Genomic DNA, 24,971 nt, shown 5'->3' on the forward strand with positions numbered 1-24,971 from the left:
GTACTAGCTCGAACCTGTATAGCCACATAGATGAGAGATACAACAACTCCAACCGCCTGGATAATTCCAGAAATGTCACCTATAGATAATGAAAAATTGCCTGTCTTCATATAGTTTCTGATTTCATTCTCCTTATTTCCTGCAATGCCTTATCTCTAAAAACTTTGTTCTAAAAACAATTGCTACATTCTCAGCAATTGTTTCCTCCAACCCCCGCGCCTCAACATTCAATATCTCCAACTCCTCATTCAATAGTCCGGACAGTTTTTATATAAATTGACACCTTGAGGGATGAAGTTCTAGAATTACCCTCTCTGGTTACCCCTTTTTCGTGTGATGGGACTTCGGCAGAAGATTACATAAACCCAGGGTGATAGTTTCAACTATCAGTTTTATAGTTTGGCATCAATTAACTGGAGGACTGAGACGACGATGGGCTAACGAACCATTAGAGACATTTAGTAATGGCTTAGAAGCTTTGAGAACAGCTATATCTTATAGATTTGTGCGCTGGCTGCAAGAAAATATGGACGTATTTACTGCCTATAAAGCTAGTTTGGGCTTAGTTTGGGCTTAAAAATTGTTTAAGTCCCGGTAATAGATGGTAAATATGTTTTACAACCAGGCGATATCATCTGGATGCCAGAGATCGGTTTAGAAAAACGCTATATATGGGAATGTAGAAATTAGAGGCGTTTACCCTAGTATAAACACGTAGGCGATCGCAGAATAAAAAAAATCCAAGTATTTTAGAGAAAGGCTTTGAGGGTTTCGTGGAAGGTCAGTTGGGTAGAATCTCTAGTATAAATATTGCTTTTTATTTCAGTAAAACTACGTTTGTATATAGCTTTAAAATTATGCTATTTTTTTTACAGTTCTTAATCAAAGTATAAAGTATTATGAAAACTAGGGTTCTCGTCATTGGTGGAGGCGTGAGTGGATTAACGACTGCCCTATGCTTACTGCAAGATGGCTTTGAAGTAACAGTAGTTTCTGAAAACTTTGCACCAAACAATACCTCGGTTGTTGCTGGAGCTTTGTGGGAGTGGCCACCTGCTGTCTGTGGTTCTCACCGTCACCCAGTTTCCCTAGAACGCTCTAAAAGTTGGTGCATGACTTCGTACAATAAATTCTTGATTCTGGCAGATAATAAGGAGACAGGGGTTTATAGTCGGGATGTCGTGTTCTACTACAAAAAGCCCATAGAGCAGACACTGGAATTGCAAAAAATGAATGAATTGCAGATGAAGGTGCTGCGATTTAGGCGGGATGGATCATTAATTGACTCGCATGGCATCAACCGTGATGTAGGAGTTGTCGATGCCTACACCTATCTAGCACCCCAAGTAGATACTGACATTTATATGCAGTGGCTGTACAGCCAGGTTAAAGAGTTTGGCTGTAAGATTGTTCAAGCCAAAATCTCTGGCAATTTGCCTGAGCTTCAAGAGAAGCTCAAAAATCAATTTAGTGTAGATATCATTGTTAATTGTTCTGGACTTGGCTCAACTGAGCTAGCTAACGACGATATGTATCCTTTGCGTGGCGCACTGATTCGTGTTAAAAATGATGGCGTGTCGATGCCTCGCGTTACAACAGCTCACTGCATGACTTTTGACAATACTGTGGGTGGGCAAAATATGATTTTTATTCTGCCTCGCGGTGAAAACACCCTACTGGTGGGTGGTTTGGTTGAGCCACACCAATGGGAATTGGACATCAACCTAGAGAATTATGAACCAATCCAAGATATGTGGAATCGGTGCGTAAACTTCATGCCAATCCTCAAAGATGCCACTATTGATTCCACAGAACCAGTTCGGGTTGGACTGCGCCCTGCGCGAAAAGACAACATCCGATTGGAGCAAGAACCAGGAACAGACATTATTCATAACTATGGACATGGTGGTTCTGGAGTAACTTTGTCCTGGGGTTGCGCTAAAGAAGTTGTACAGATTGCCAACTCAGGCTTCACCCGCAGCAACCTGACAAAGGTGACGCCTAAACTTGAAGTTTCCTGCTAGGTTGTTGATGAGTTTGGCGATGATTTTTGGTGCAGCATCTGCTTCCACCTGTGGCGGACTTAAACTCAACCGCATTGTCGCGTTATACAAAGCATTGGTGTGGCATTTCCGGCAGATTTCCCTTAAGCCCGACGAACATAAGCATTATGAGCTTAACGGCAAGGAATTAAAGGAATTGTCGGAAACAGATACGCTGTCTAAGTTTTGGGATTAGGGTTAAATTTTAATATTAAATAATAGTAAAAGTGCCGTCATTCGGTGCTGTCCAAGACCACCATACCGAGTTAATTAGCCCACTTTTGCTAGGTTCACCTACTTCCCCCGTAGCTCCAATATTTGACCCTTCTCCATTCGGCGCTAAACCACTAAGCAAAGTTCTGTTAGCAAAATTATCATTTACAGCCATAGTCTTTTTACTTTTTTGTTGAAGAGTTGCCTAACTAGAGAGTTAACAAGCTGTGCAAAACTTTTTTTGCGTCTTGTAATGAAACTTTACCCGGAGAGTTTGATAGCTAGTAAATGTCTGTTTTGGGAGCCACCATAATTTGTGCTTATATGTCCCTCCAAATGAGACAGGAAGCATCTCTTGACCCAGAACTTAGAAATACTACGGCTAAGCGGGGATAGCCTTATTTCCCAGCTTAGGACTTGAAAGCACCGCGGCTACGTCAGGATAGTGGATTAACCTGTCCTAATCCTACATAGCACTAAATTTTGCTAGCAAGGGTGCTAGTAAGCTGTCCGCAAATTTGTTGACAACTCTGCGGACAAAGCTTAATATCGTATTCAGAGAATATGTAGGCAACACAGATTTGAGAAGTAATTATCACAAACTAGGAAATTTAAAAAAATCAGATTAACAGCACTGTTGTCACTTTTAATAACGCTAGGTTTAAACAATTTTCCTACTATTCTAAATGCTCAATTGAAAATATTTTCTTCCTTTGCACTGGCTGAGATAACTGCTGACCGGAAAAAGGAGGCTGACCAATTATTAGAGCGAGGGAAACAGCAATATCAAACCAGTCAATTTCAAGCAGCATTAAAGTCTTGGCAACAGGCACTAATCATTTATCGGGAAATTAAAGACCGAAAAAGTGAGGCGGATGCACTGGGAAATTTGGGAGGTGCTTACAGTTATCTCGGTCAATATGACAAAGCCATTAAGTATGAACGGCAGTCGTTGGCGATTGCACGGGAAATTAAAAATCGCCAAGGTGAGGGGAATGCACTGGGAAATTTGGGACTTACTTACACTTTTCTCGGCTACTACACCAAAGCCATTGACTACAATCAGCAGTCATTAGCTATCGCCCGCGAAATCAAAGATCGCCAAGGTGAGGGGGAGGCACTGGGAAATTTGGGATTTGCTTACCTTAACCGTGGCTACTACGACAAAGCTATTGATTACTATCAGCAGTCATTACTCATCGCCCGCGAAGTTAAAAATCGCCGCGAAGAGGGAAACGCTCTAGGAGGTTTGGGACTTGCTTACCTTCACAAAGGCGATCTAAGATCGTCCGACAGTTCGGATTATGAAATGTCAAGTTTAACGTCAGTGGCGGCAAGTTTCTACATTGACTTGGGCGAATACCGCAAAGCGATTGAATACGAAAAGCAGCACTTGGCGATCGCCCGTGAACTTAAAGACCAAGCTGAGGAGCGGAGAGCTTTGGCAAATTTAGGATTTGCTCTCTACCGACAAGGTAATTTTACCTCAGCCGAGACAAGCTTACTAGATAGCATCAAAATTGCAGAATCTCTCCGGTCTAGTTTAGCTGATGCCAACAAAGTGTCCATATTTGACACGCAAACTCAAGCATATCTCACCTTACAGCGAGCATTAATTACCCAAAATAAAACTCAGGAAGCGTTAGAAATTGCTGAACGAGGAAGAGCCAGAGCTTTTGTTGAGTTATTAGCTTCACGTTTATCTTTACCCCCATCAGCTATCAACCCGCCTAATATTCACCAAATTCAACAAACCGCTAAAAAACAAAACGCTACTATTATTGAATATTCTACTATTGCAAATTTTTTATTATACATTTGGGTAATTAAGCCTAATGGTAAAATTACTTTTCGTTCTGTTAATTTAAAATCTTCTAATCTTCCTAAATTGGCAGAAAATACTAGAGTAGCAACTGCTATAAATCGCGGTTTATCTGATGATTCTGCATTAATAACAAATTTGGTGAGCGATACTCGTGCTGCGGTGGGTGCAACAGAGACGAACCCCTCAGAGCGCTGCGGTCAAAATCAATGCTTGCAACAAATGTATCAAGTGCTGATTAAACCAATTGCCGATTTATTACCCGCAAATCCTGATGACAAAGTTATCTTTATTCCCCATAAATCTTTATTCTTAATTCCCTTTGTCGCCTTACAAGACGAGCAAGGTAAATATTTAATTGAAAAGCATACAATACTTACAGATCCATCGATTCAACTTTTACAATTAACGCATTTACAGCGTCAAAAAATTAAACAATCCCCTTTATCCAATATCACAGTAGTGGGAAATCCGATCATGCCTCAATACGGACTCCCTGGCAATCGCCATCAATTACCCCCATTACCGGGTTCTGAAAAAGAAGCCGCTAACATTGCTCAAATACTCAATACTAAACCGATAATTGGTGATCGAGCTACTAAAGCTTTCGTTATCCAACAAATGCAGCAATCAAATATTATCCATCTCGCTACGCATGGATTGCTGAATGAAGTATACAAACAAGGTTTACCAGGCGCGATCGCATTGACACCAGCAGGGGACGATGATGGTTTACTCAGTTCGGGTGAAATCTTAGACTTAAAACTCAAAGCTGACTTAGTGGTGTTAAGTGCTTGCAATACGGGACGGGGTAAATTAACAGGTGATGGGGTCATTGGATTATCTCGATCGCTGATGACTGCAGGCGCTTCTAGTGTTGTGGTATCCCTGTGGTCTGTTGATGATGAGTCTACGAGTTTCTTAATGTCAGAATTTTATCAACAAATTCAACATAACCCTAATAAAGCACAAGGCTTAAGACAAGCTATGCTAACCACAATGAAACAATATCCGGAGCCTAAATACTGGGCAGCATTTACTTTGATGGGGGAAGCCCTTTAAATGATGTTAACCGTTAACCACTAACAACTCTACCTTTCATCGCGATGCGTCGCGTTTTTCTTTTCGCTACGGTATGTTGATGGCAGTCAATCAGCCTATCCGGGAACTCCTTGACTAGGGTGAGTTGGGTTGTGACAGTTCTCAGGGGGTAACGGCGCGGCTGGCAATTCCTCTTCTACGGGTATCCTCGCCTAAAGCTTTAGCGGGATTTTTTCGACGGGCTGTTAAATGTTTGCCGAAGTGAAAAAATTTAGAAGACCGTCGAAAAAATAGCCGCCTGCCCGTCCGGCAGAGGACATCAAAAACCATGTGTCACGCGCTTGAGACTATTTAATGACCTTAGCGGTTTCAGGCTCTGGCTCAGGATATACTTATATCCTGATGAATCTGTAGCGCTTCTAGTGGTTGGGTTGGGGGAATAAGTATTTATAACGGCAATTTAACAGTCAGTTAGAGTGGCTCTTAACGGACATCCGCGATTGGCTTTGGCAGAATATCAGTTAGTGTTCCATCTATAAAACGTACCCTTGGGCGATATGCCGAATGAATCTGATGAGTTTGATGAATTACTGGAAAAACTGAAAAACTTTCGTCCCAATGTTGGATCTTTAAAGCCACGTAAGGAACAGCTAGTAGATTCAAGCGATCCCTCCTCAAACGATGGAGAGAAAGAAGTTTCTATTTTGTTTGCAAATCTTTACGGAGCTGAGCGCTTAACTCAGCAAATGGAAGTAGAAACTCGCGTCGAGCTGTTCAACCACTATTTTGGAGTGATGGTGGAAACCATTTTCAATCATCGAGGCACATTAGACAAATACATTGATTCGACGATTATGGCAGTTTTTAATTCACCACTGCCCTTAGAAGACCATGCGCTGATGGCAATTAAAGCGGCATTGGCAATGCGAGAGCGACTACCAGAAATCAACAGTTCCTGGTTCCCAGAAGAGCAACATCCGCTGAGGATAGGAATTGGCATCAATACAGATCGTGTTTTCTGCGGTAATGTTGGTTCCCCTCAACGAATGGAGTTCACTGTGGTGGGGCATGGGGTGAATGTGGCTAATCACCTGAGTCAACAAGCGCACCCATATGGCTGCGACATTTTGATTGGTCAAAAGACGTATGAAAGTTGTGTGGAGTATGTTCAGGTGAGAGAAAGAGACTCGACCCAACTGAAACCTGAAGGAAACCCATTCAAGGTTTATGAGTTGATTGGATTGAATGCTTAATTTTTGTCGAGCCAAAATCTTGCTTTATGACCCCAACAACTGATATTGTCCAAAAACTGTGGAATCTGTGCCATGTCGTGCGGGATAACGAAAGTTTGAGATACCAAACCTCACCCTGCATCCTCAGCCGATCGCAAAAGTGTGCAAAATTTGTCACACTTCGGAGTTTTGAGACAGGGGCAAACTGTCTGGCTTCTGTCTCGAAAGCTACATTGTTGGGGTTGCTTTGGTTGCCAAGACGTTTGATGCACCGTTGCCTGGAAATAGCACTCCACTTCTAAAAGCTAGAGAGTCAGGTAAAAATCAAAAATATTCTCTATTTTGATGAAGCTGTAACGGTTACAAGCTTTAGGCTGGGGAAAAAAGTATCCCCGCCTAGAACAAGGTTTTGGAGTGAGTGGGAAATTACCCTATCTCCGTTTAAAGCTCCCAGCGGGATTTTTACGACTGGCCGCCATTGTCTTTTTCGTAGCCACAATTAAAAAATCGACCATCGGAAAAATAGCCGCCTGCCCGTCCGGCTGAGGACACCAAAAACTCGTGTGTCACGCGCTTGAAACTACTAGGCGTTCTTGCTAGACTAAGTGAAACGCTTGACACAAGGGATTCATTTGTTATGCCAAACCCTAAAGGACACGAAGATTCAATCAAAGATTCCCGCTTTAAAGCTGCTTGGCAGAGCGGCCCAACTCGCACCATTCGAGTTCCGATCGCCCTGGCTGACGCTACTCTAGATTATGCCCGACAACTGGACAAAAAACTCGAACCGCGTGACACAGCAGATAATCGTAGCGGTTCCGAAGTAGATAAGAAACAGTCTCAATCGCGTGACACCAGTGGTTCAATTGATGAAGTAAAGCGATTAAAGGGTGAATGTAAGCGACTTCAGAATATAGTGAGTGACATGAGGATTGAGCTGTACCATACCCGACGCCCTGAAATTGAGCTACCAGAGGCTGCTGACTTGTTAAACAGGCTCAAAGCCAAGCGTAAGAAATCAGCGGCAACACTCGCAGACATTGAGGCAATTTTGGAGATGATTGAAGGGTAAACCCCAAAAGGGAATTAAGAATTACGCCCCCTAAAAAGCGGCTTTACTGGGATTGAACCAAAATATGCACCAATCGGAACCCCGCCCTTATGACGCTGTACTCGGCGGATCAAGGCAGCAAACACCCTGCTATGAATACCTTCTCCCAAGCGATTTTGATGCAGAAAGATTGTCCCAGTTAGTTTTAGCCAAGCGCGGCAAACGCGGGTACAGGGAGACAGCAAAAGAAATAGGTATCCGTATCGTCGCTATTTGTCAGGCTGAAAACGCTTACATTAAGAATTCAGCTTGGGTGACAGAAATCCACTTTGAGGATTTTTTAGCTTTGTGTAAGTGGTTGGCTATTTCTCCTGCTGAGTTGGTTCTCACCCCTACTCTGCAAAAAATTCTTGCCGCTCGCGGCGGTTCTGAGCCTGGCCCCTACGATGCTGTGATGGGAGGCTATCAACGGCACAAAACTTAACAGCCCAGTTGGGAATCGCTGTTAACTTCGCACGCATTAGAATTCGAGCCAAAAATGAAAACACGTCTGACACAGCAGCGTCTGGTAATAGTAGCCAGATTGCCCCCATCAACTTCTTTGAGCGGGTGGATTTGTCGCAACTGCTTGCCGTCGCACCTGCATCGGCGGGACTCATCCTACTTCTGGTTGCGATAATCCTGCTTGACGCTGGCTCCCGGCAACTGCCACACTCCCCGCTTAGTTTTAGGCTCCGGCTCGTGGCTTTTAGCATTCCTTCAAGGAGCATCAAAGCCAGCGATTTTCCTGTTTTTCTAGCTCAACATATTTTGTTTTTCTAATGTGTGTAAGGATACGAGGGATAAGTTAAAATGTATCCAGTGGAATGGTAAACACATTAAATTAAAGAGCTATTAACTAATGGAAGATAATAAATTTTTTCAATTTATTCAAGCGCTAGCATTCTTCGAGTTAGAGTTAGAAGAAATAACCGGACAACCAGGTTATGAAGGTAGAAACAAAGTTATTGCCATAAAGAAAAAAGGCGACCCGTCACGGATACTGTGCGCTTATTCCAACTATGACGAACTCTTGGACTGGGCAAAACAACAATTTTGCAACCCCAATTAACGCTTTGGCTAAGGATAATTTCCCAGCCGTTTATCACCCTTGGAAAGCTGCCACGCTTCCTACCCTGTTCGATCGCTCCACAACCTTGGTGTATACCGCTGTTGGGTGTGCATCAGTTCTTTTGCTTGCGGTAATCCTGCTTGACACTGACCGCCGTTGAGAAGCTTTCACACTCTCCGCTGTTGCCGATCGCCCTAAGCACGCTCGATTAGCGCCACACACACATCACCCTTGCACTCGCTCGCCGGAGCCAGCACCCACAACCGCAGAGTATAAAAGTGAAGCAGCACCATCGGTTGAGGTGGACGTGGAAGCGGAGATTGCACATGATGGGGATGATGAACAGCGCTTTCTTTAGACTCAGAAGATGTTGAAGATGCTGTGGCGATCGTCAACGAAGTAATTAAAGCGGCCCGCAATACTGTGGGAATCAGCAACAGCTTAATTTGGGAACGTTTAACGGCTCAGGAACAAGCAGCTTACAAAACAGCGATTAACGCTCAATCCAAACCGGAGGCTTAAACTTTATAAGCCGGAAAAATCGGTTTTTTCCACGAAGTTTAATATGGAGAGCGCAAATAATCCGGAAGATTTTTGTTTTGGAACGAATCTTGGGAAGAAGGAGAAAGCGACAGCAGGTCAGTTAAGATTTATGAATTTTTACTTTTCAAGACAAAAGCAGAGTTTGGTTCTGACTCCATAAACTCTGTTTTTGCGACTTGATAGTAAGCTTCGCTTTGCCCAAAATCAACTGGTGTTGCTTAATCCAGGTACGAAACAAATCAGTTGAAGCTCCCGAAGATTTGTGGATACTGATTCCTATGACTTGCATATTTAGCTTTTCATACCGTAAATCAGCAACGCCTGGCAAATGAAGTTAGTGAAGTGTTGCAGGATAATGATTTCAGCACTACTTTCCTACTTCTCGAACCAGAGCGCTCGAAGGCATTAGCGAGGGTAATGCCGCTACTGAGCAGTCGGGGCAGCACTGAAGTCGCTACAGTAAGTGAAGTCATTGCGGGAGCATCCCCATTTGTCCCTTGTTATTAACTAAAGTTTGAGGTAAAAAGCCGCTATCAGTAAAATAAGTAAAGTAAGTTTTGAGCAAAATTTTATCTACTGGCGGACAAACTAACCCAGTCTCTGCTAATGATTTAAAGGTTTCTTGGAAGTCCAGTTCTGGCATTCTTCCTTGCTGATATAGCTGAGGTATTGTTAGTTCATACTTAAACCTATTTTCAAGGAATAGCGGTACAAGTGGATATAAAGGATTGTCTTCTGAAGGTAAAGCACTCCTTAACTTTGACTGCCATTCTTGGTAAGGAATATGCTTAACTGGATAACCGAAGGAGCCAATGCAATCAACTAATTCATTCCAATATAAACGGTGAGGACTAATTAAATGAAACGCTTTGCCAATAACTGCTTGTTTTGAGAGGTAAACGGTAGCGCGACTAACATAATCTACAGGCGAAATGTTCCAGACATAATCTAGATCGGGCATACTGCCCATCTGAATACAACCTTTAATAAACCGGCAAATAAAATCAGATGTATTACAAATGCCCGTTTGAGTATGACCCAATATCCACGCAGGACGATAAATAGTTACAGGTAGACCGCGCTCGCGTGCAATCGTTACTAATTTTTCTGCTACCCATTTACTCTGGGCATAACCTACTAATATTCCATTAGGATTGACAAGCTCTTCGTTTTCAGTTACTACCTTCCCCGTATAATCGACCGAATCAAATACTGCTGTAGTGGAGATATAATGAACTGGTTTAACTTTAGCCTGGCAAGCTAATCTTAACACTTCTTGAGTTCCTAACACATTGGCAGACTTGAGGGCCGAATAAGGATAAATGAAGTTTAGTAAGGCTGCATTGTGATAAATCCAATCAATCTGTTGGGCTAAGTTTTCAAATTGTTCGGAATTTAAGCCTAGTAAAGGCTTAGATATATCTCCAATAACCGCAACGATACGGTCTTTAAAGTCTAAATTCCACAGGCTATATTTTTCTAAATTAGCTTGGATTCTTTCTTTACCCATTTCTGGACTGTTAGCTCGCACTAAACAATGAATGGATGCAGAGGTTTGTTGTAGGAGTTCATAAAGTAAAAAAGCTCCAAGAAACCCAGTTGCACCTGTTAAAAAAATATGGGTTGGGTATTCGGTGATTGCGGTATTCGTTGTGCCAGGATGAATTGCTTCATCAAGGACTGCTTCAAGATTCAAGTCAAGAGTAGTGTTTTGTGAAATCACATCATAATGATGAGAAACGGTAAAAGACGGTTGGACTTTTTTCTGGACTGGGCTCTTTTCATTGGCTAAATTTTTGAGCTTCTTCAAGGAATAAAGCGACGCCATTACCGAATCTGTATCAACACCAAAATCAATCAAACAGGCAATCTCGTTAATGCCAATTTCTTTGAGACGCTCAATTTTTGCTAGACAGCTTGTCGGCGTACCAAATAAAGCACTGGCTTGAAAATATCTCTCAAAGGCATAATTCAATAACTCTTCTTGCTCTTTCTCGTTCAAATCCTGCAAACTTTCTGCATTTTGTCGCCAGAGATTAACAGAAGTTTTCAAATATTGAATAAACGGCTCTTTTACTTTAGCACGAATTGTTTCTATATCTTCTCCAATAAAGGTATGGAGCATCAAGGTGACATGACCACTATCAGGATCGTGACCATTTTTGGAGCGTGCTTCTCTATAAATAGAGACTTTTTCGGCCAATTCTTCGATAGACTGGAAAAGCAAAGCCGTCAATATATTAGTGCCAGCAGCCCCAGCCTCCATAAATCGTTCTTTACCGCCTGTGCAAGTTGTCCAAACTGGTAGTTCGCTCTGTCTTGGTAAAGGATAAATTCTAATATTTGCTTGCTCTCCTACACCGTTGGGTAAAGAAACTGATTCTCCCCGCCACAGTTTTTTCACTGTCTGCATACTTCTAAATAAAATTTCGGTGCGGTTGGCATAATTTTCTGGAGCTAGAACAAAATCGTTCGGATTCCAACCCGCAGCAAACCCAATATCTACTCTGCCATCGGATAAATTATCAATTACTGACCATTCTTCTGCCACGCGCACAGGATTGTGCATAGGTAAAACAACACTGCCAGCACGAAGGCGAACCCGTTTAGTTACCATTGCTAAAGCCGCCGCTAGCACTGAAGGATTGGGATAAATTGCACCAAAAGCGTGAAAATGCCTTTCTGGTACCCATACGGCTGTAAAATTATGCCGATCTGCGAATTTAGCCCCTTCAATTAAGAGACTATATTTATTGTCTGTAGACTCCGCTTCATTACTAGAAAAGTAAAACAGGCTAAATTCTATTCCCGCTTTTACAACAGGCTTTTTACCTCTAGCAGGGTCATCGAGCGGTTTTATGTCCTCAACGCCTTTGATTAATGTTTCTATTGCCACTTTTGGAGTTGAGGATGCAATAGTAGCTGGCAATTGTGTTTCTGATAAAATCCAACTAGCTATTTTACTGATAGCAATTGGTTGTAGAAATATCTCTATAGGTAAACTCAGACCATACTTAGTCTCCAGGTAGTTTTTTATTTCTACAACTTTGAGTGAGTCTAACCCTAAAGAGTTAAGTACATCTTGGGCAGTAAGCTGATCTGAGGAAATTCCTAAAATTCGACCTATTTCGTTACATAAATCCCGTTCTACTAACAATCGAGGTGAGGAGTATGACCTAGCTGCTGCATCTGGCTCTGTAGTCTGAGTTATCGATGATTGGGGCATTGGGTCCAAAATGCTGGAAGCCATCACCGCTAGCGTTCCACCAAGGAAGGCTTCCCGACACGCAGAACGCTGAATCTTTCCGCTAGACGTTTTGGGAATGCTACCTGGTTTTATCAAGACGATCGCATAAGCCTGCAATTGATACTCTTCAGCAACCTTTTGTCGAATACTTTTGATCGTTGCTTCTGTATCTGAAGGTAGAGAGACTTCTGAAGTGCCACCCCAAATCGCCTCTCCCCGGCGACGATCGGATTGTTGCTTTTCTTGCCCCATGCCTTCATTAGTCTCTCTTTTAGACGAACGTCGCTGCCAATAGCGTCGCTCTACTTCAGCTACTAATACCAACCTCTCTTCCCCATCAATTTCTATAGAAAATGTTGCACTACAATTAAGACGAAGTACAGATGGAGAACTTTGCTCAACTGTTAATTCAATATCTTGGGGATAGTAGTTGCGCCCACGAATAATGATTAAATCTTTTAAGCGACCTGTAACAAACAGTTCCCCATCTTGCACAAAACCTAAGTCACCTGTGCGTAAAAATGGCCCTTCTCCAGTATCTGCCAAAAAGGCTTGAAATGTTTTCTTTGTCTCCTCTGGTGCGTTCCAATAACCTTGGGCTATGCTCTGACCAGATACCCAAATTTCTCCTACTTGACCATCAGGACAAGATATTAATTTTTCAGGATCGACAATTACTAATTTTTGGTTTAACCAAGCATGACCGCAACCTATTAGTTGACGGAAGTTTTTTTGTGGGGTGGTTATAGAGACAATATGATTCTTTGTTAACGCTTCAGCATCAACAGTTTTGATAACAGGAGCATTAGCTTTTATTCCTCCTGTAATAAATAGTGTGCCTTCAGCCATACCATAGCATGGGTAAAATGATTCCCGGCGAAAGCCACAATCCGCAAAAGCAGTAGCAAACTTTTCTAAAGTCTCAGCTCGGATTGGTTCGGCTCCGGTAAAGGCTATATTCCAACTACTTAAATCGAGATCTGCTCGTTGTTCTGGAGTAATTTTATTAGCACAGAAGTCGTAAGCAAAATTAGGGCCACCACTAAGAGCAACTTTGTAACGGGAAATTGCTTGTAACCACCGTAAAGGACTCTGAAGGAAGCTGATTGGTGACATTAAAACAGAATGAAATCCACTATAAAGGGGTAGTAGAATACCACCAATTAAGCCCATATCATGATAAAAAGGAAGCCAAAAGACGCCAGAAGTAGAAGCATTAAGCTCAAAACTTTGAGAAATTTGCTCTGTATTATGTAAAATATTTCCATGATTTACGATTACCCCTTTTGGTTTTCCTGTCGATCCTGAAGTGTACTGTAAAAAAGCCAAATCTTCGTTATTTAATACTAGTTCTTGCCATTCTGATGCTAATGAAATATCTAGTTCATCAGTAGCTACAAATGCTTCTATAGGCAACTCCAAGCCTTTAGTTAATTGTTCTTTAATATTAGTTTTCAAGGAACTGGTGCTGAGTACAAAGCTGGCTTGAGAATCCTTAGCAATAGATTGCAGTCTGAGGATTGATTGATTAGGTCGAGGTGGGTAAGCCGGAACTGCGATCACTCCTGCATACAAACATCCAAAGAAAGCTGCAATGAATTCTAAGCCAGGAGGATAAAGTAATAATGCTCTACTCCCTTTAGCATTTAAAGACTGCAAAGAGGATGCTATTGTTTTTGCTCGTTGCTCTAAATCTTGATAAGTCCAGCATAATTCAACTTTTTCACTCTCTTCTAGCCAAGTAAAGCAGGTTTGCTTTTGCTGTTGTAAAGCTCGAAATTTTAATAGTTCAACTATTGAAGAATAACTCACAAAATTACCTAATTTGCTGTTCAGGGTTTACTTGACTATGACTTCTACTTAAGATACAAAAAAATCAATAAGAATTGTTTCACACGAGGTAAACTATACAACCTAAATAAACTTGAGTTCGACGTAAAAGAAACTATTTCAATTGTTCTATAGCCTTGATGTGATATTTTAACTAAAGAGCTAAAAAGGGTTTTCCATCAACACTGTTTCCAATCAATTAATGGTATTGCTGAATACAGGTATGAATTCAATATTTCGGCATTGCTATAAGCCCGCTTGAGGGTGAGTTTTGTAAGGCTCTCCTGAGTTTTAGGCCATAGTAAAAATCAAACTTCGCGTAGGAAAGACCCGAAAGCTTGTGTGAACCAGAGACTCACACTACCGTTTCCACCAGGAATTGAGAACAGCCAATTTATTCGTCTACTATTATTTGCTGACGACAATATTGATGCCCTTTGGCTTCTTGATTAAGTGCGATCGAATAAACATATCATACTAGAGATAGATGACACAGCAATCAGTATTTATACTGAAAGCTTGGTGAATCAGTTGGACAAGTAAACACGGTATGGGTTCGCGGGGTGACAACCCCGTCAAGTTCCTAAGTTTCCCAAAAATCGGTGCAGCAGATGGCACGCTGGCGGTAAACTGCAAGTAAGGATTGCTAAAGCCCTGGCTCTGGTGAGTTTTAGCGGATAATAAAAATAAAACTTCTTGTGGGAAAGGCCCAAAGCCTGCGTCAGCCAGAGGCTAACACTACCGTTTTCACCCGAAATCCTGAAAAGCCTTTTGTAACCGACATTCCGCACTTCTTAACATTGTCAAAAATATGTTGACGATAAAACGTCATCCTAGGTATTTAATCGCCAATATATTCTCGATAATTAAGGACTATTGAAAAAAACAAACACTCCTTAATAAAAACTCATATTTCTACATATTAGTGCAATACTTGTAGACAAAGAATTATAGCCATTGCTTACCAAAAAATCCTCAATTAATGTTAAGACCTGCGGAATGTGGGTTGGAAAGCCGCCGCGCTTCCTGTCATGTTCGATCGCTCCACACAACTTTGGTGTATACCGCTTCTTGGTGTGCATCAGCTCTGATTCTGTTTGCGGTAATCCCAAGGACGCTGACCCCCACCTTGAAGCTTCCACACTCCCCGCTGCTGCGCTCGCCCCATCTCCTCTGCAATATCGAATACATCACGGTTGTGGCAATTGCTGCTGTACTGTTTGTAGTGGTAAGCCATACCCGCTTTGAGCATTTCCTCTTGCACTGATTGTTCGCCTGATGGTGACTCTAGCAATACTTCGGCGACACTGCGGCCGTACTTGTCCCGATCCATCTCAATAACTATGACCTGACCTTTTGCTTGAGCCACTAGGGAACGCAGGTAATTCCGAGACTCAATACCCAGGGGCTGCTTGGCTTCTGGCGCATCGATGCCGCACAGTCGAATCTTTTGTTCGCGATTGTCACACTTAACCCGAAAAGTATCGCCATCGTAAATCGAACCTTCAACGACCTGACACCGACGCGATTCTGTTTGACTGGGAGGCTTGGCTAGTTTAGGTTGATCACTGTTGGGTTGCTGGAAGTGGAACCAAATCAAAGCTGCGATGGCTAACAGGGGTAGGGCGTTGAGGAACTTCTGCATTTATTGATTCCCAAACCCTTTTTCTATTGCCAAATGTGTCAATTGTCGGTCAATCCACTTCTGGCAATCTGCAAAGGATTTGGCATCTTTAATCAATACCTTAGCACCAGAAAAAAATTGAATTAAGAAGCCTCTTTCTTGCGGAATAATGATACAATTTTGATGGCTTTTACTTAACATTAATTACCACCTCCAAATTAATCTGCCTGTCCTTTTGACCCAAGTTTTTGATACGGCGTACCTTGCCCGCTACGGGAGACTTAATCTGAGTTATTTCTCGCAGTTTCGCTTCTATTTCCTGTTTCTGAGCTACCAAACTAGCTACTTGGTACTGCTGCCTCTGCATTTCCGATTGTTGGCGAATCAGGTTGAGTGAATGCTGATACTGCTGGTGCTGGTGGTCGCTTTGCGCTTTATCTAAGGCAGCAATTGCTTGATTTAATTCGAGCGCTAATTTGGCTTTTGTTTCGCTTATCTTAGCTCGCTCCGAGGCTTCTGTTCTGATACCCTCCGCCACTTTATTCATCTTATCTGGTTCCAGGAGGTTCCTCAAGTTTTCGTCCTTAAACCTGAAAAAGGGTGCGGGTGTTGCGGGTAGCGAGGGTTTGCCGTCCATCAATTCAATTTCGCTTTTGATCCGGGCAATCGCTGCTTCCTGCACTGCAAAATTAGGGGGAGGTAGTTCGGCTACTTGGCTCATAGAAGTGGATAACTGCTTGATGCTGATATCGATTTGATTGCGCTGCGCTTCCAAACTTTCGCGTTCTTCGGTGCGGTCGCTGATGATTTGTCCGGCTACTACCTCTGCTCCTTCAGCAATCTTTAAATCGTTGAGGGAGATTACCTGCACTTGAATGCGATGTCTTTTAGTGGGTTTGGTTGATTGCTGTAGCTGAATAACGGGCTGCTTTTGTAAACGGGGTATGGGTGCGGATGCGGGTGAGGTGGTTAGTGTAGTAGGCTGCGGGTTGATGTTGAGGAAAGGCAAGAATCCGACAACTCCTGCTCCCAATAAAGTTGCTATATATTCTTTCATATTACAAATCAGGTTTGGGGCTAAATATCTTGGCTTCTAATGAACCTGTGATGTATTGTCCGCTCAGTAATTTGATGGCTGTTTCTAGAGGACAATAATTAAAACTTATTTTATCACCCATTAATTTCGCTATCTCTAATTGTTTCGGATTAGCAGTAATTTTAATTGAATCTGGTTCGTCCACTGTTAACGTACCCGTAAGAAAAATGAGAGTATCGGGAATGGGTGCTATGGCAAACTCTTCTTCATCAAACTGCAACAATTGAACTGATGCGGATGCGGGTTGCCCTACTTCCGCAGTTAATCGGCTGCTGATTAGATTGGTACCTGTTTTCCAAAGACCCACTTTATTGTGAATAATAAACTCGTTACCCTCTCCCGCTACTATAAAATACTTACCGTCCGCTGAACTAGAATCACTGGCAAAGGTGCCGCTTACTTGAGCGTAAACGTGATAAGAAGCCGCATTGGTTTGATAAATCTCCGTTGCATTCGAGCGCAATCCGAGGGAATTCCCCACCAATGCTGTGGGGCCACCCGTGCCACTTAATTTAATTGCTCCAATCAAAGTAATTATGGCAATAATTAACACCCAATATTCACCAGTGCCTCCAGTTTGCAAGCGTCGATTGGGATTGGAAACCGATATACACCAAGTGGGATAGGGCCAGAAAAACTGCACTCCCTGTTTGGTGAATATATCGGAGAAGCAACTTAGCAAGTGTCCCAGGGGCAGACACAGCCAAGTTTTCCAATCAGCGTAAAAGTAGACAGGTACAGAGACTAGAGCCAAAGCGCAAGTTGCCCAAAAGCAATGGGTAATCGAACGGTGGGGAAAGCGATCCTCAATCCAATTGCTAATCGGAAATAGGATTTGACCGATGGTACTCGTAGAGGTATCCAAATCGGGAAGCTGGCTGCCACCGATCGCTAAGGCTAAATGCAGGGGATTGGCAGTGGTCAAAATCAAGCTCGTTCCCGCTGCTGCGATGATGCTGTGAGTTAATGCCATCATTTCCAAGCTTCTCCCGCAGGCATAACTTTTCCAGTTTCGTCTATTAGCTCTAAACCGTATTCTGAGGGGTCGTCTAAATCTAAATCTGCTACTTGGCAGCAGTCATAAAACTCAGCACCGCCTGTCAGAGTGAGCTGATAAATATTAACCCACTGTTCGGGGTGTAGTTTATGTGATTCGGTGGCAGGAATACCTTTAATCATTGTCCTAACCTCTTCTTAGCTCCTTCAACCCGCCCTAATTGTTTAGCTGCCATCGCCAGAGTCAGTGAAACGCCGCCAAAGATTTGCCAGTTCTTGTTGCCCGTTCCCATCCCCACGTACCGAATCACGGCAAACGCAAACAAGCCGGTCAGCAAGATGGGCATCATCACTAAATACTGGCGGTGTTCCACTGTTGGGTTGATGCCCAGCTTCTCCTGCCTCACTACTTTACGCGCCAACATCGGATTTCTCCCGGCTAAGGGTTGCAGTTGGGAAAGTCGAGCTGCTGTGAGATTCAAACCCAACTTGGCTGCTTCATCCTGCATTGCCGATCTAATAGCGCGATCGCTCGGCAACTCTAATTCAACTTCGATCATTTTGATGAAGATATCGCGCTGGGGATTCGCTACCGCAAAACAACAAACGCGGCAACCGGCTTCGATTAAATCTTCGAGCCAGAATCGAATCCCCGTGGTGAGGCGCTTGGCTTCGGGCAGCAACAATAAAGCATCAGTGGGAAGATTGAGCGCGATTTCTTCCTTAAGTTGGTCTAGGGTCAATTGTTTAACTTTGCCTTTGTCATCCTCCACTTCGGTAGAAATATCGAGTTGTTCTGCCAATTGCTGAAAGAATTTCTTGCCGCTTCCCTTGTAGATAGTCGTAGCAATGGAGAACTCCCCCGCCAATTCCAGAGCAACGCCTGCTGCTACATCTTCCAAGCCGGTGCCGAGTTCCCCGGTGACGATGCAGCAATGACCGCTGCGGAGGATTTCACAGACTTTGGTTACTTCGTTTCTTGATTTTTCTGTTGATTCTTGTTGCGGTGCCGCTGCAACAGTTGCTGAGCTCTTGCTGCTGCGGCATTCGGCTTTGGGGTGGCTGCATCCCTTATGGCTTGGAGTTTTGCTCTTTGCTCGTCCGATAAATCCTCCTCGGTCATGTTGTTAGCCAGGTGCAACTTAATTAAATGCGGCATCGCTATCTGCTGCGTTTTTAGTTCACCTGCTTCCTCGATGAATTGGCTGAGCATTTCATCATCCATCTGATCGAAAGTTTCTGCCTCCACCTCTGGAATCTCTAACGCCGATGCCAAACCCGAGCTTTCCGATAGCGCTAGCTGACCGCCACCGCCGAATCCCTGCATCTTCCCGGTTTGTCGGATGTGCTCGCTCAAATCCTCCATCAGTTTCATTTGCTCGGCGTTGAGATACGGGCCATCCGCATCCTTGCTTGCCTCAATTCCCAGGTGCTTCAATCTGTTGTAATACGTAGACGATCCGATACTTAGCTTTTCAAAAACTTGTTCGGGTCGCCATTTGGTGGAAAGTTCTGTTGTCATTGGAATTATTGTAGTTTTTTAATATCGGATTTACATAATATGTACTATACACCGCACAAAATCCACACATCCACCGGAACATCGAACTGGAATTTACCCTGAGTTTAGCTCAGTCATTCCACCGTAAATAAATTAGTAAACCTGGTGTATTTTGTTACTTAGCGGTATCCCACAAACCAAAGAGGAATGAGAAACAATGCAAACTGACATGGGCAACAACCGGAGTCGAGCGTGGAACATGGGAACCTTAGCGAAAAAGCGCAAGAATTCCAAAACCGGGGAAAGCGTCGATATCCTAACCGGTGCAGATTGGAACGAGGGTACCGCAACCAAGAACAGCACCGAAGTTTCGAGCATCACTGAAACCATCGGCGGAGATGACATCACCGACTGGGCGAGATTTAAAGTGAACGTTCCGGTGCAAGCGAGTTTGATGACACATGACGCCATTGCAGGAATTCTCAACTCCAGTAACCGGGTTGTTGTAAGTTCTGGCGATGGCTACTCTAGCGAACTTTCAACAATCCTAGAACCGGGAGTTTACTTTCTCCAGTTCAGCACCGAATCCTCCATCCCTTATACGTTTACCTCACAGTTGACCTTAACCAAGGTTTAGCTAATCCGTGCAGATAATGGCATTGGGGCAGTGCTGTTCGATCAGGGAACGGACAGCGCTCCACTCGCCCCGCCCCCCAGACCATCCGAGTTTGTAGGGCACGAAAGGAGTTAGTTGCAGCTCCAAAGATTTGCGGTGGAGCTTGGACAAACAAAGCGCTAGGGCATCGTAATCGGTGTAGCGTTTCTTGCTGCCGTGCAAGTTTTGACCCGCCATATTGCACACCCAAAGCTCTGGAGCGGAGCTAACCCGAACCATTTGAATTTTGCCGGGAACAAAGCGCTCTCCACCTGCATCGGGGCCACAGAAGCGTTGATACTCCGATTCCACCAACGGCCATTTCTTGGCAATTGCCTTGCCCAAACCCGTATGCAGCACACCAGTGCAACACACTTGGTGAGCGATGATGCCCGTTTCGATATCGGGAATGAGTTTGAGTTTTATTTCTAATACCATGTGCTCTATGATACTCGGCTCTCAACAAATCCAAGTTGGCTAAAGTAATAATTTTGTAACAAACTGTAATAACCTGGATTAAAGATTAATTGGTGCAGCATCAAAGTAACCTTGAAGAGGGCAATTCTGAGAATACCAAACGCAGATTATCTTGATAAGCGCGTGCACCGAAACACAGCGAATATCTGAATATGCGAGTGCACCGAAACACAGCGAATATCTGAATATGCGGGAGCACCGAAACAAGCCAATAGCGGCAGTGTACCCAAGCATCAAAACACAGGCAATGCCTTAGCGTACCCCAACTCAAGAGATATCTTGATAAGCGGGAGCACCGAAACACAGGGAATAGCGAGAGTGTACCCAAGCACCGAAACACAGAGAATAACTCGGTGAACCAAATCATCGAAATAGCGAGGAATATCGGGCAACGAGAGAAGTGGGCAGAATGTAACCGCTGGCCCAAACTGAGCAGCTACCAGCGCCCGCAAGCGTGATAGTAATCCGATTCGATTTCGTGCTGGAGTTCGAGGTGAGCTAAATAAGGTTCGATGGATTGTTCTGGTTGGATATATGGTGCTAATTCTTGTTGTAAGAATAGAGCGATGAATTGCACTAAGCTAATTAGGAGCATGGGGATTAGGGTTCATCTTTGTATTTTATACCCCTTGCGATAGCCTTTTTATTGAGTTTTTATTGGTGATGATGTAACATTGATACTTTGGTTTTATTATCCCCAGCAATCCCATGCTTTCTGTAACCATGCACATCATATAATTTAGGATTGCTGGGAAATCTAGCTATGCGGATGCACCCAAACACCCAGCGCACAAACTCTGGGTACGCTGGGTTTTGAGTTAGATGCAGGGGTTGGAAGAGTTGCCCCTACGTCCGGTTCTCATAGAGCCTAGCAGGGTACTTACCACGGTGCAGCGTTCGGCATTTTCTTTGACTAGGTGAATGCGACCCAGGCGTCCGTTACTCACACCGAGCCAGTTGTACTGCATCCGATAGGCTCCATCTTTTTTGTCGTAATAGAAAGTGGCAGTTTTGATGGTGATTTTGGGGTCGATGCCCGCACTTTGCCACTGGGGAGGTTCATCAACTCGGTTCACTGAGTATTCGATGCCTTGGGGAGTTTGTCGGATCAGACACTCCACGATCAATCTTTCACGACGGGCTTCGGACTTAGCTTTTTGAAAGCACCAATAAATCCGATCGTTTGCTACACTAACTTGTTGGGAATTCATGAACCCAATCCATCCGGGTACTGCGATGGCACAAAGGATGTTGAGTACCGCTATGAGGATGAGTTTCTCGGTTAGCGTAAATCCAGAATCTGTTGTTGAACGCATGACATTTTCTTCAATAAGTGTTTACACCCGTGCGGTAGCTGTTTTCTGAGCATTTATTGTTTTCTTGACAGCTACAGTAGTTAGATAAAAAAGAGCGCTCGCACTCTCTCGTAAGTACGACCGCTCAGTTATTTGAGAGCGCGCTTACTCTCGGTCAGCTTCGCTAACTCGGCGTTTAGATTGTTTTACGCTTTTGACTCCGAGTTCGGCATCGATGTCGGGTTCCATTCCTAATAAATGGACGTTGCGCTCCATCCATTCGGCAACTTCATCCAAGGTCGCAGCGCGTCGTTTCAAGGGCCTCCGTTGCGGTTGTTGGGGTTTCGGATTCTGGGCTTTGATGCGGTTGGCTTGATTCCGAGCTTCCTCAAACTCTTCGGGGTCGGCATTCTCGGCTGCGTCTACCGCTTCGTTAATGCGGCGGGTTGCTTGTTGTTCGGGTGCTTCCACCTGGCGCTGGGTCAGCTTGTTCTCGTTGATTTCAAGGAGTCTCGCCTTCACCCGCTGGAGGTTGCGCTTGCGGGCTTGGGCTGATTCCAGACCTAGGAAGAAATCCGGTGCTGCGATGAATTCCTTGATGCCCGCATTCACTTTGGCGGCTAGTTCGAGCATTTCAGCCAGAAGTTTGGCTGACTTGGATGTGAGCGCGGTGGCTCCTGCGGTGTCGAAGTAAATCCTTCCCTGCCAGCAAGTATCGCCCCGCATTTGTTCGACCAATACATCCGGGATATTCGAGAAGTTGGGTGCACTGATGGCGATCGTCCGCTTGTTGGGATTTCGGAAATCTGCTTCGATGCGGATGCCGTTGGGTAGGTCGCTCGTGTACCGCGCTACGTTTTCTAGGGATTCTGAGGATTCATCTTCAATGCGTTCGAGGATGCGGTGTCCCCATTCGTCTAAGGCTACTGAAAGCAGTTCTTCGGTAACGGCTAACAAATCTTTGAGCTTGGTCAATTCTTGAATGCGTTCTAAGCCAAAGGTATCCTCGAAGTGCGTGCAGAAACGCTCCCAGAGGTATTTATTGAGTTGTTGGTAATCCCATTCATCTTTGGAATAGGAACCATCATCCTGGCGGCAACCCGGTGCAATGATAAATTGCTCTAATTCTCCCTTAGATTTAGCATCCATGAAGCTGGCTCGTTTATCTCGATTCAGCCAAGCTGTTTGTCGCAACCCGTAGTAGAGTTTCTTGTAGGTGAAAAGCGCATCCTTGATAACGGTTTGCGCTTCGGCACCGATTGCCGCTTTTTCTGAAGCCTTGGGTGCGTAGATTCCGAGTTGGGATTTGTTGATGAAGCTCACGGTCTTTGTCTCCTGAAATTGAATTCTGTTTACACCGAATGCGAAAGCAGTTTTATTTACTTTTCTTTTTTCTTTTCTCTTCTTGTTCGTGAGCCTTTTAATGCCTTGCTCAGGGCTATATCCTAAGAACGGTAACGGACAATTCTGAGAGCCAAGTTGTATTGATTGGCAAGGTCAATCATGTGCTGGGTTCCGGGTGATTCTCCATCCCAGAAACTAATGCAGTGAGTGGCATACTGCGCCATTTGTTCGTTGCGCCGATAGCCTGCGGATTTACCGTAGCGGTTCCAATCTGCGGGCATTACCTTGAGCGCCATCCCCCGCGATTGGGCGTAGCGTTCACCGAGGCGATCGGCACCCCGCGCTCCTCCAGATACTATTTCTACCTGGTCGGTCGAATAGCGCTGGAGGTACATATCCACCAATCTTTCGAGTAATTCGTAATCGTTGAAATCTCTCGAACCTGCGATGATTACTTTGAGCATTGTGCTTTCCTCCTGTTGTTAGTACAAAAAAAGGTAGAGATTTTACTCCCTACCTCGTTTCAAATCTCTAGTTAACTCAGTTGTTGTTTGTACTCGCTCCGCATTTTCCAAAAGGTAATACTGAAACGTTCTTGGCTGTGCCACAATATTGCATGGGGTAATTTGCAGTTAAATTCATAGATATCCCCATCTTCCAAATCAATTACTTCCCGATTGTTGGGTAAGCCAATGCCGAACTTTGCTTGCCCGAGATTGACACCCCTGGCGATAGCTGTTGCATAGTTGTGATCTCGATGCCAATCAATTTTTCCGTTGTAGGTTAGCAGTGCAATATCGCAGCCGGGGAAAACTCGCTGAGCAAATTTCTGGATTCGATTATCCGTATACGCTGGATAAACTCTGGCATTGGTTCGTAAATCGCATTCGGCAAAAATCCACATTCTCATTCTGCCGGGAGCATAACGGGATACATCTTGGCTCATGTCCTCGATTCGTTCCCGACACCAATCCCTCAAATCCTCGATTGAATTCGGGTCTACTTTGTTGATGAACTTAACGGTCATTGTCTTTTCCTCCTTTGATTAGTTGATAAAAAAAGCGAGGTCTTTCGACCCCGCCCCAAACCCTTACAGGTCATTCTTATTCATCCATTCCAAACAGTTGACAATCACATCTCCGTGACACAACTCAGAATCTTTACACCAACAAGTCAATTGCAGAGCATCAAAATCCCATTTATTTGTCAGTTTGTTGGCACTGGTTTGCAAATACTTCAACTCGTTCCACGCTCCATTGGGTTTCCCCGCCATGCCTTCTTTGACTTGTTCCCAAAGCCATTGTCGGTAGAGCGCAACTACCTGCTCGCGAGAACCGTGTTTGCCAACCACGAATGGATTTGCTAGAGGGCTTGGTTTTAATTGATAAGCTTTGTTTTCCCGTCCTATATAGACTCGATGTAGGGCATTGAAACCGAATAAACCGTCTTTTCCACAAGTGCGTTCAAACATGGGAATTTTCCTCAGTCACTACACTTTTAGGAGACAGGGGAGCGAGGAAAAGTTAGATTTTGTTAGGCTTGCGTGAGCGTCAACTACTTCTTAGCTAATCCGGTAGTTGCGACCGTTTTGTTGGCTTCTCGCCCTGGGGTTAGTAGCAGTTGGCGAGTCTTCGAGCCTTACTGCTACTTGATACGGGGCGAGAAGCTTACAAAACTGCCAGCTACCCGATTAGCTTAGAAGTTGTCTGCGAGCCAAGTCTTACAAAATCTTGCTTAGGTCAAGGCTTAGAGTTTGCTCGCTTAGAAGAGCTTAGAATTGGCAAGATTTCAGACGCCGACAACACGCTAAATAAAATAGAATAATTCGTTGTCGGCGTTTGAAATCTTAGC

At 44.0% G+C, this 24,971-nt stretch carries 27 protein-coding genes and 1 pseudogene; 12 read left to right on the forward strand and 16 right to left on the reverse strand.

Annotated features, from left to right (window positions below; all coding sequences use genetic code 11):
- Positions 1-388 precede the first annotated feature (388 nt).
- From QUA47_RS18595 to QUA47_RS18605, 3 genes and pseudogenes are all read left to right on the forward strand, one after another.
- Positions 389-577 (forward strand): annotated as a pseudogene (locus QUA47_RS18595) (IS701 family transposase); the annotation flags it as partial.
- Positions 578-899: 322 nt separating this feature from the next.
- On the forward strand, positions 900-2,024 hold the full coding sequence (locus tag QUA47_RS18600) for an FAD-dependent oxidoreductase (protein WP_333431806.1): 1,125 nt from the start codon (positions 900-902) through the stop codon (positions 2,022-2,024).
- The gene (locus QUA47_RS18605) at positions 2,008-2,238 is read left to right on the forward strand and encodes a hypothetical protein (RefSeq protein ID WP_333431807.1); all 231 of its coding nucleotides are present in this window, start codon (positions 2,008-2,010) and stop codon (positions 2,236-2,238) included. Before QUA47_RS18600 ends, QUA47_RS18605 begins: the two co-directional genes overlap by 17 nt.
- A gap of 15 nt (positions 2,239-2,253) precedes the next feature.
- Here QUA47_RS18605 and QUA47_RS18610 read toward each other — a convergent pair whose 3' ends face one another.
- Positions 2,254-2,430 (reverse strand): hypothetical protein, encoded by a 177-nt coding sequence (locus QUA47_RS18610; RefSeq protein ID WP_333431808.1) that lies wholly within the window; start codon positions 2,428-2,430, stop codon positions 2,254-2,256.
- A gap of 519 nt (positions 2,431-2,949) precedes the next feature.
- On the opposite strand from QUA47_RS18610, the gene QUA47_RS18615 reads away from it, so the two are divergent.
- From QUA47_RS18615 to QUA47_RS18645, 7 genes are all read left to right on the forward strand, one after another.
- The gene (locus tag QUA47_RS18615; protein ID WP_333431809.1) at positions 2,950-5,139 is read left to right on the forward strand and encodes a CHAT domain-containing protein; all 2,190 of its coding nucleotides are present in this window, start codon (positions 2,950-2,952) and stop codon (positions 5,137-5,139) included.
- A 536-nt stretch (positions 5,140-5,675) separates the two neighbouring features.
- Positions 5,676-6,371, forward strand: coding sequence for an adenylate/guanylate cyclase domain-containing protein (locus QUA47_RS18620; RefSeq protein ID WP_333431810.1), 696 nt, complete (start codon positions 5,676-5,678; stop codon positions 6,369-6,371).
- 26 nt (positions 6,372-6,397) lie between these two features.
- The gene (locus QUA47_RS18625; protein ID WP_333431811.1) at positions 6,398-6,652 is read left to right on the forward strand and encodes a hypothetical protein; all 255 of its coding nucleotides are present in this window, start codon (positions 6,398-6,400) and stop codon (positions 6,650-6,652) included.
- A 335-nt stretch (positions 6,653-6,987) separates the two neighbouring features.
- A complete protein-coding gene (locus QUA47_RS18630; protein WP_333431812.1) occupies positions 6,988-7,422 on the forward strand; it encodes a hypothetical protein in 435 nt (144 codons plus the stop codon).
- A 64-nt stretch (positions 7,423-7,486) separates the two neighbouring features.
- Positions 7,487-7,885 carry a hypothetical protein gene (locus QUA47_RS18635; protein WP_333431813.1) on the forward strand — a complete coding sequence of 133 codons (399 nt, stop codon included), beginning with the start codon at positions 7,487-7,489 and terminating at the stop codon, positions 7,883-7,885.
- Between the two features lie 417 nt (positions 7,886-8,302).
- On the forward strand, positions 8,303-8,512 hold the full coding sequence (locus tag QUA47_RS18640; RefSeq protein ID WP_333431814.1) for a hypothetical protein: 210 nt from the start codon (positions 8,303-8,305) through the stop codon (positions 8,510-8,512).
- A 381-nt stretch (positions 8,513-8,893) separates the two neighbouring features.
- Positions 8,894-9,034, forward strand: coding sequence for a hypothetical protein (locus tag QUA47_RS18645; RefSeq protein WP_333431815.1), 141 nt, complete (start codon positions 8,894-8,896; stop codon positions 9,032-9,034).
- 490 nt (positions 9,035-9,524) lie between these two features.
- Here the strand turns inward: QUA47_RS18645 and QUA47_RS18650 are convergent, their stop codons facing one another.
- The 8 genes from QUA47_RS18650 to QUA47_RS18685 form a co-directional block, all read right to left on the reverse strand.
- Positions 9,525-14,114: a MupA/Atu3671 family FMN-dependent luciferase-like monooxygenase gene (locus QUA47_RS18650; RefSeq protein WP_333431816.1), complete on the reverse strand. Its 4,590-nt coding sequence runs from the start codon at positions 14,112-14,114 to the stop codon at positions 9,525-9,527.
- A 1,099-nt stretch (positions 14,115-15,213) separates the two neighbouring features.
- Positions 15,214-15,777, reverse strand: a complete 564-nt coding sequence (locus QUA47_RS18655) for a thermonuclease family protein (RefSeq protein WP_333431817.1) — start codon at positions 15,775-15,777, stop codon at positions 15,214-15,216.
- On the reverse strand, positions 15,778-15,957 hold the full coding sequence (locus QUA47_RS18660; protein ID WP_333431818.1) for a hypothetical protein: 180 nt from the start codon (positions 15,955-15,957) through the stop codon (positions 15,778-15,780).
- Positions 15,947-16,813 carry a hypothetical protein gene (locus QUA47_RS18665; protein ID WP_333431819.1) on the reverse strand — a complete coding sequence of 289 codons (867 nt, stop codon included), beginning with the start codon at positions 16,811-16,813 and terminating at the stop codon, positions 15,947-15,949. The genes QUA47_RS18660 and QUA47_RS18665 overlap by 11 nt, the downstream gene beginning before the upstream one ends.
- Before the next feature lies 1 nt (position 16,814).
- Complete coding sequence (locus tag QUA47_RS18670) at positions 16,815-17,828, reverse strand: metal-dependent hydrolase (RefSeq protein ID WP_333431820.1); 1,014 nt, start codon at positions 17,826-17,828, stop codon at positions 16,815-16,817.
- Positions 17,825-18,031 (reverse strand): hypothetical protein, encoded by a 207-nt coding sequence (locus QUA47_RS18675; protein WP_333431821.1) that lies wholly within the window; start codon positions 18,029-18,031, stop codon positions 17,825-17,827. Before QUA47_RS18675 ends, QUA47_RS18670 begins: the two co-directional genes overlap by 4 nt.
- Positions 18,028-18,750, reverse strand: coding sequence for a hypothetical protein (locus QUA47_RS18680; RefSeq protein WP_333431822.1), 723 nt, complete (start codon positions 18,748-18,750; stop codon positions 18,028-18,030). Before QUA47_RS18680 ends, QUA47_RS18675 begins: the two co-directional genes overlap by 4 nt.
- Before the next feature lie 65 nt (positions 18,751-18,815).
- Positions 18,816-19,370 carry a hypothetical protein gene (locus tag QUA47_RS18685; protein WP_333431823.1) on the reverse strand — a complete coding sequence of 185 codons (555 nt, stop codon included), beginning with the start codon at positions 19,368-19,370 and terminating at the stop codon, positions 18,816-18,818.
- Between the two features lie 196 nt (positions 19,371-19,566).
- On the opposite strand from QUA47_RS18685, the gene QUA47_RS18690 reads away from it, so the two are divergent.
- A complete protein-coding gene (locus tag QUA47_RS18690; RefSeq protein ID WP_333431824.1) occupies positions 19,567-19,986 on the forward strand; it encodes a hypothetical protein in 420 nt (139 codons plus the stop codon).
- Here the strand turns inward: QUA47_RS18690 and QUA47_RS18695 are convergent, their stop codons facing one another.
- From QUA47_RS18695 to QUA47_RS18725, 7 genes are all read right to left on the reverse strand, one after another.
- Positions 19,987-20,442, reverse strand: coding sequence for a hypothetical protein (locus QUA47_RS18695; protein ID WP_333431825.1), 456 nt, complete (start codon positions 20,440-20,442; stop codon positions 19,987-19,989).
- A 475-nt stretch (positions 20,443-20,917) separates the two neighbouring features.
- Positions 20,918-21,076 carry a hypothetical protein gene (locus QUA47_RS18700; protein ID WP_333431826.1) on the reverse strand — a complete coding sequence of 53 codons (159 nt, stop codon included), beginning with the start codon at positions 21,074-21,076 and terminating at the stop codon, positions 20,918-20,920.
- A 223-nt stretch (positions 21,077-21,299) separates the two neighbouring features.
- Entirely contained in the window at positions 21,300-21,797 is a 498-nt protein-coding gene (locus QUA47_RS18705; protein ID WP_333431827.1) for a hypothetical protein, read from the reverse strand.
- 144 nt (positions 21,798-21,941) lie between these two features.
- On the reverse strand, positions 21,942-23,099 hold the full coding sequence (locus tag QUA47_RS18710; RefSeq protein WP_333431828.1) for a hypothetical protein: 1,158 nt from the start codon (positions 23,097-23,099) through the stop codon (positions 21,942-21,944).
- 122 nt (positions 23,100-23,221) lie between these two features.
- Positions 23,222-23,584 carry a DUF2493 domain-containing protein gene (locus QUA47_RS18715; RefSeq protein ID WP_333431829.1) on the reverse strand — a complete coding sequence of 121 codons (363 nt, stop codon included), beginning with the start codon at positions 23,582-23,584 and terminating at the stop codon, positions 23,222-23,224.
- A 71-nt stretch (positions 23,585-23,655) separates the two neighbouring features.
- Positions 23,656-24,147 (reverse strand): hypothetical protein, encoded by a 492-nt coding sequence (locus QUA47_RS18720; protein WP_333431830.1) that lies wholly within the window; start codon positions 24,145-24,147, stop codon positions 23,656-23,658.
- Between the two features lie 63 nt (positions 24,148-24,210).
- Positions 24,211-24,591 (reverse strand): DUF4326 domain-containing protein, encoded by a 381-nt coding sequence (locus tag QUA47_RS18725; protein WP_333431831.1) that lies wholly within the window; start codon positions 24,589-24,591, stop codon positions 24,211-24,213.
- A 149-nt stretch (positions 24,592-24,740) separates the two neighbouring features.
- Here QUA47_RS18725 and QUA47_RS18730 point away from each other — a divergent pair, with 149 nt between their 5' ends.
- Entirely contained in the window at positions 24,741-24,944 is a 204-nt protein-coding gene (locus QUA47_RS18730) for a hypothetical protein (protein ID WP_333431832.1), read from the forward strand.
- Positions 24,945-24,971 lie beyond the last annotated feature (27 nt).

Origin of the sequence: Microcoleus sp. MON2_D5, assembly GCF_036701905.1 — a bacterium.
Classification (GTDB): domain Bacteria; phylum Cyanobacteriota; class Cyanobacteriia; order Cyanobacteriales; family Microcoleaceae; genus Microcoleus.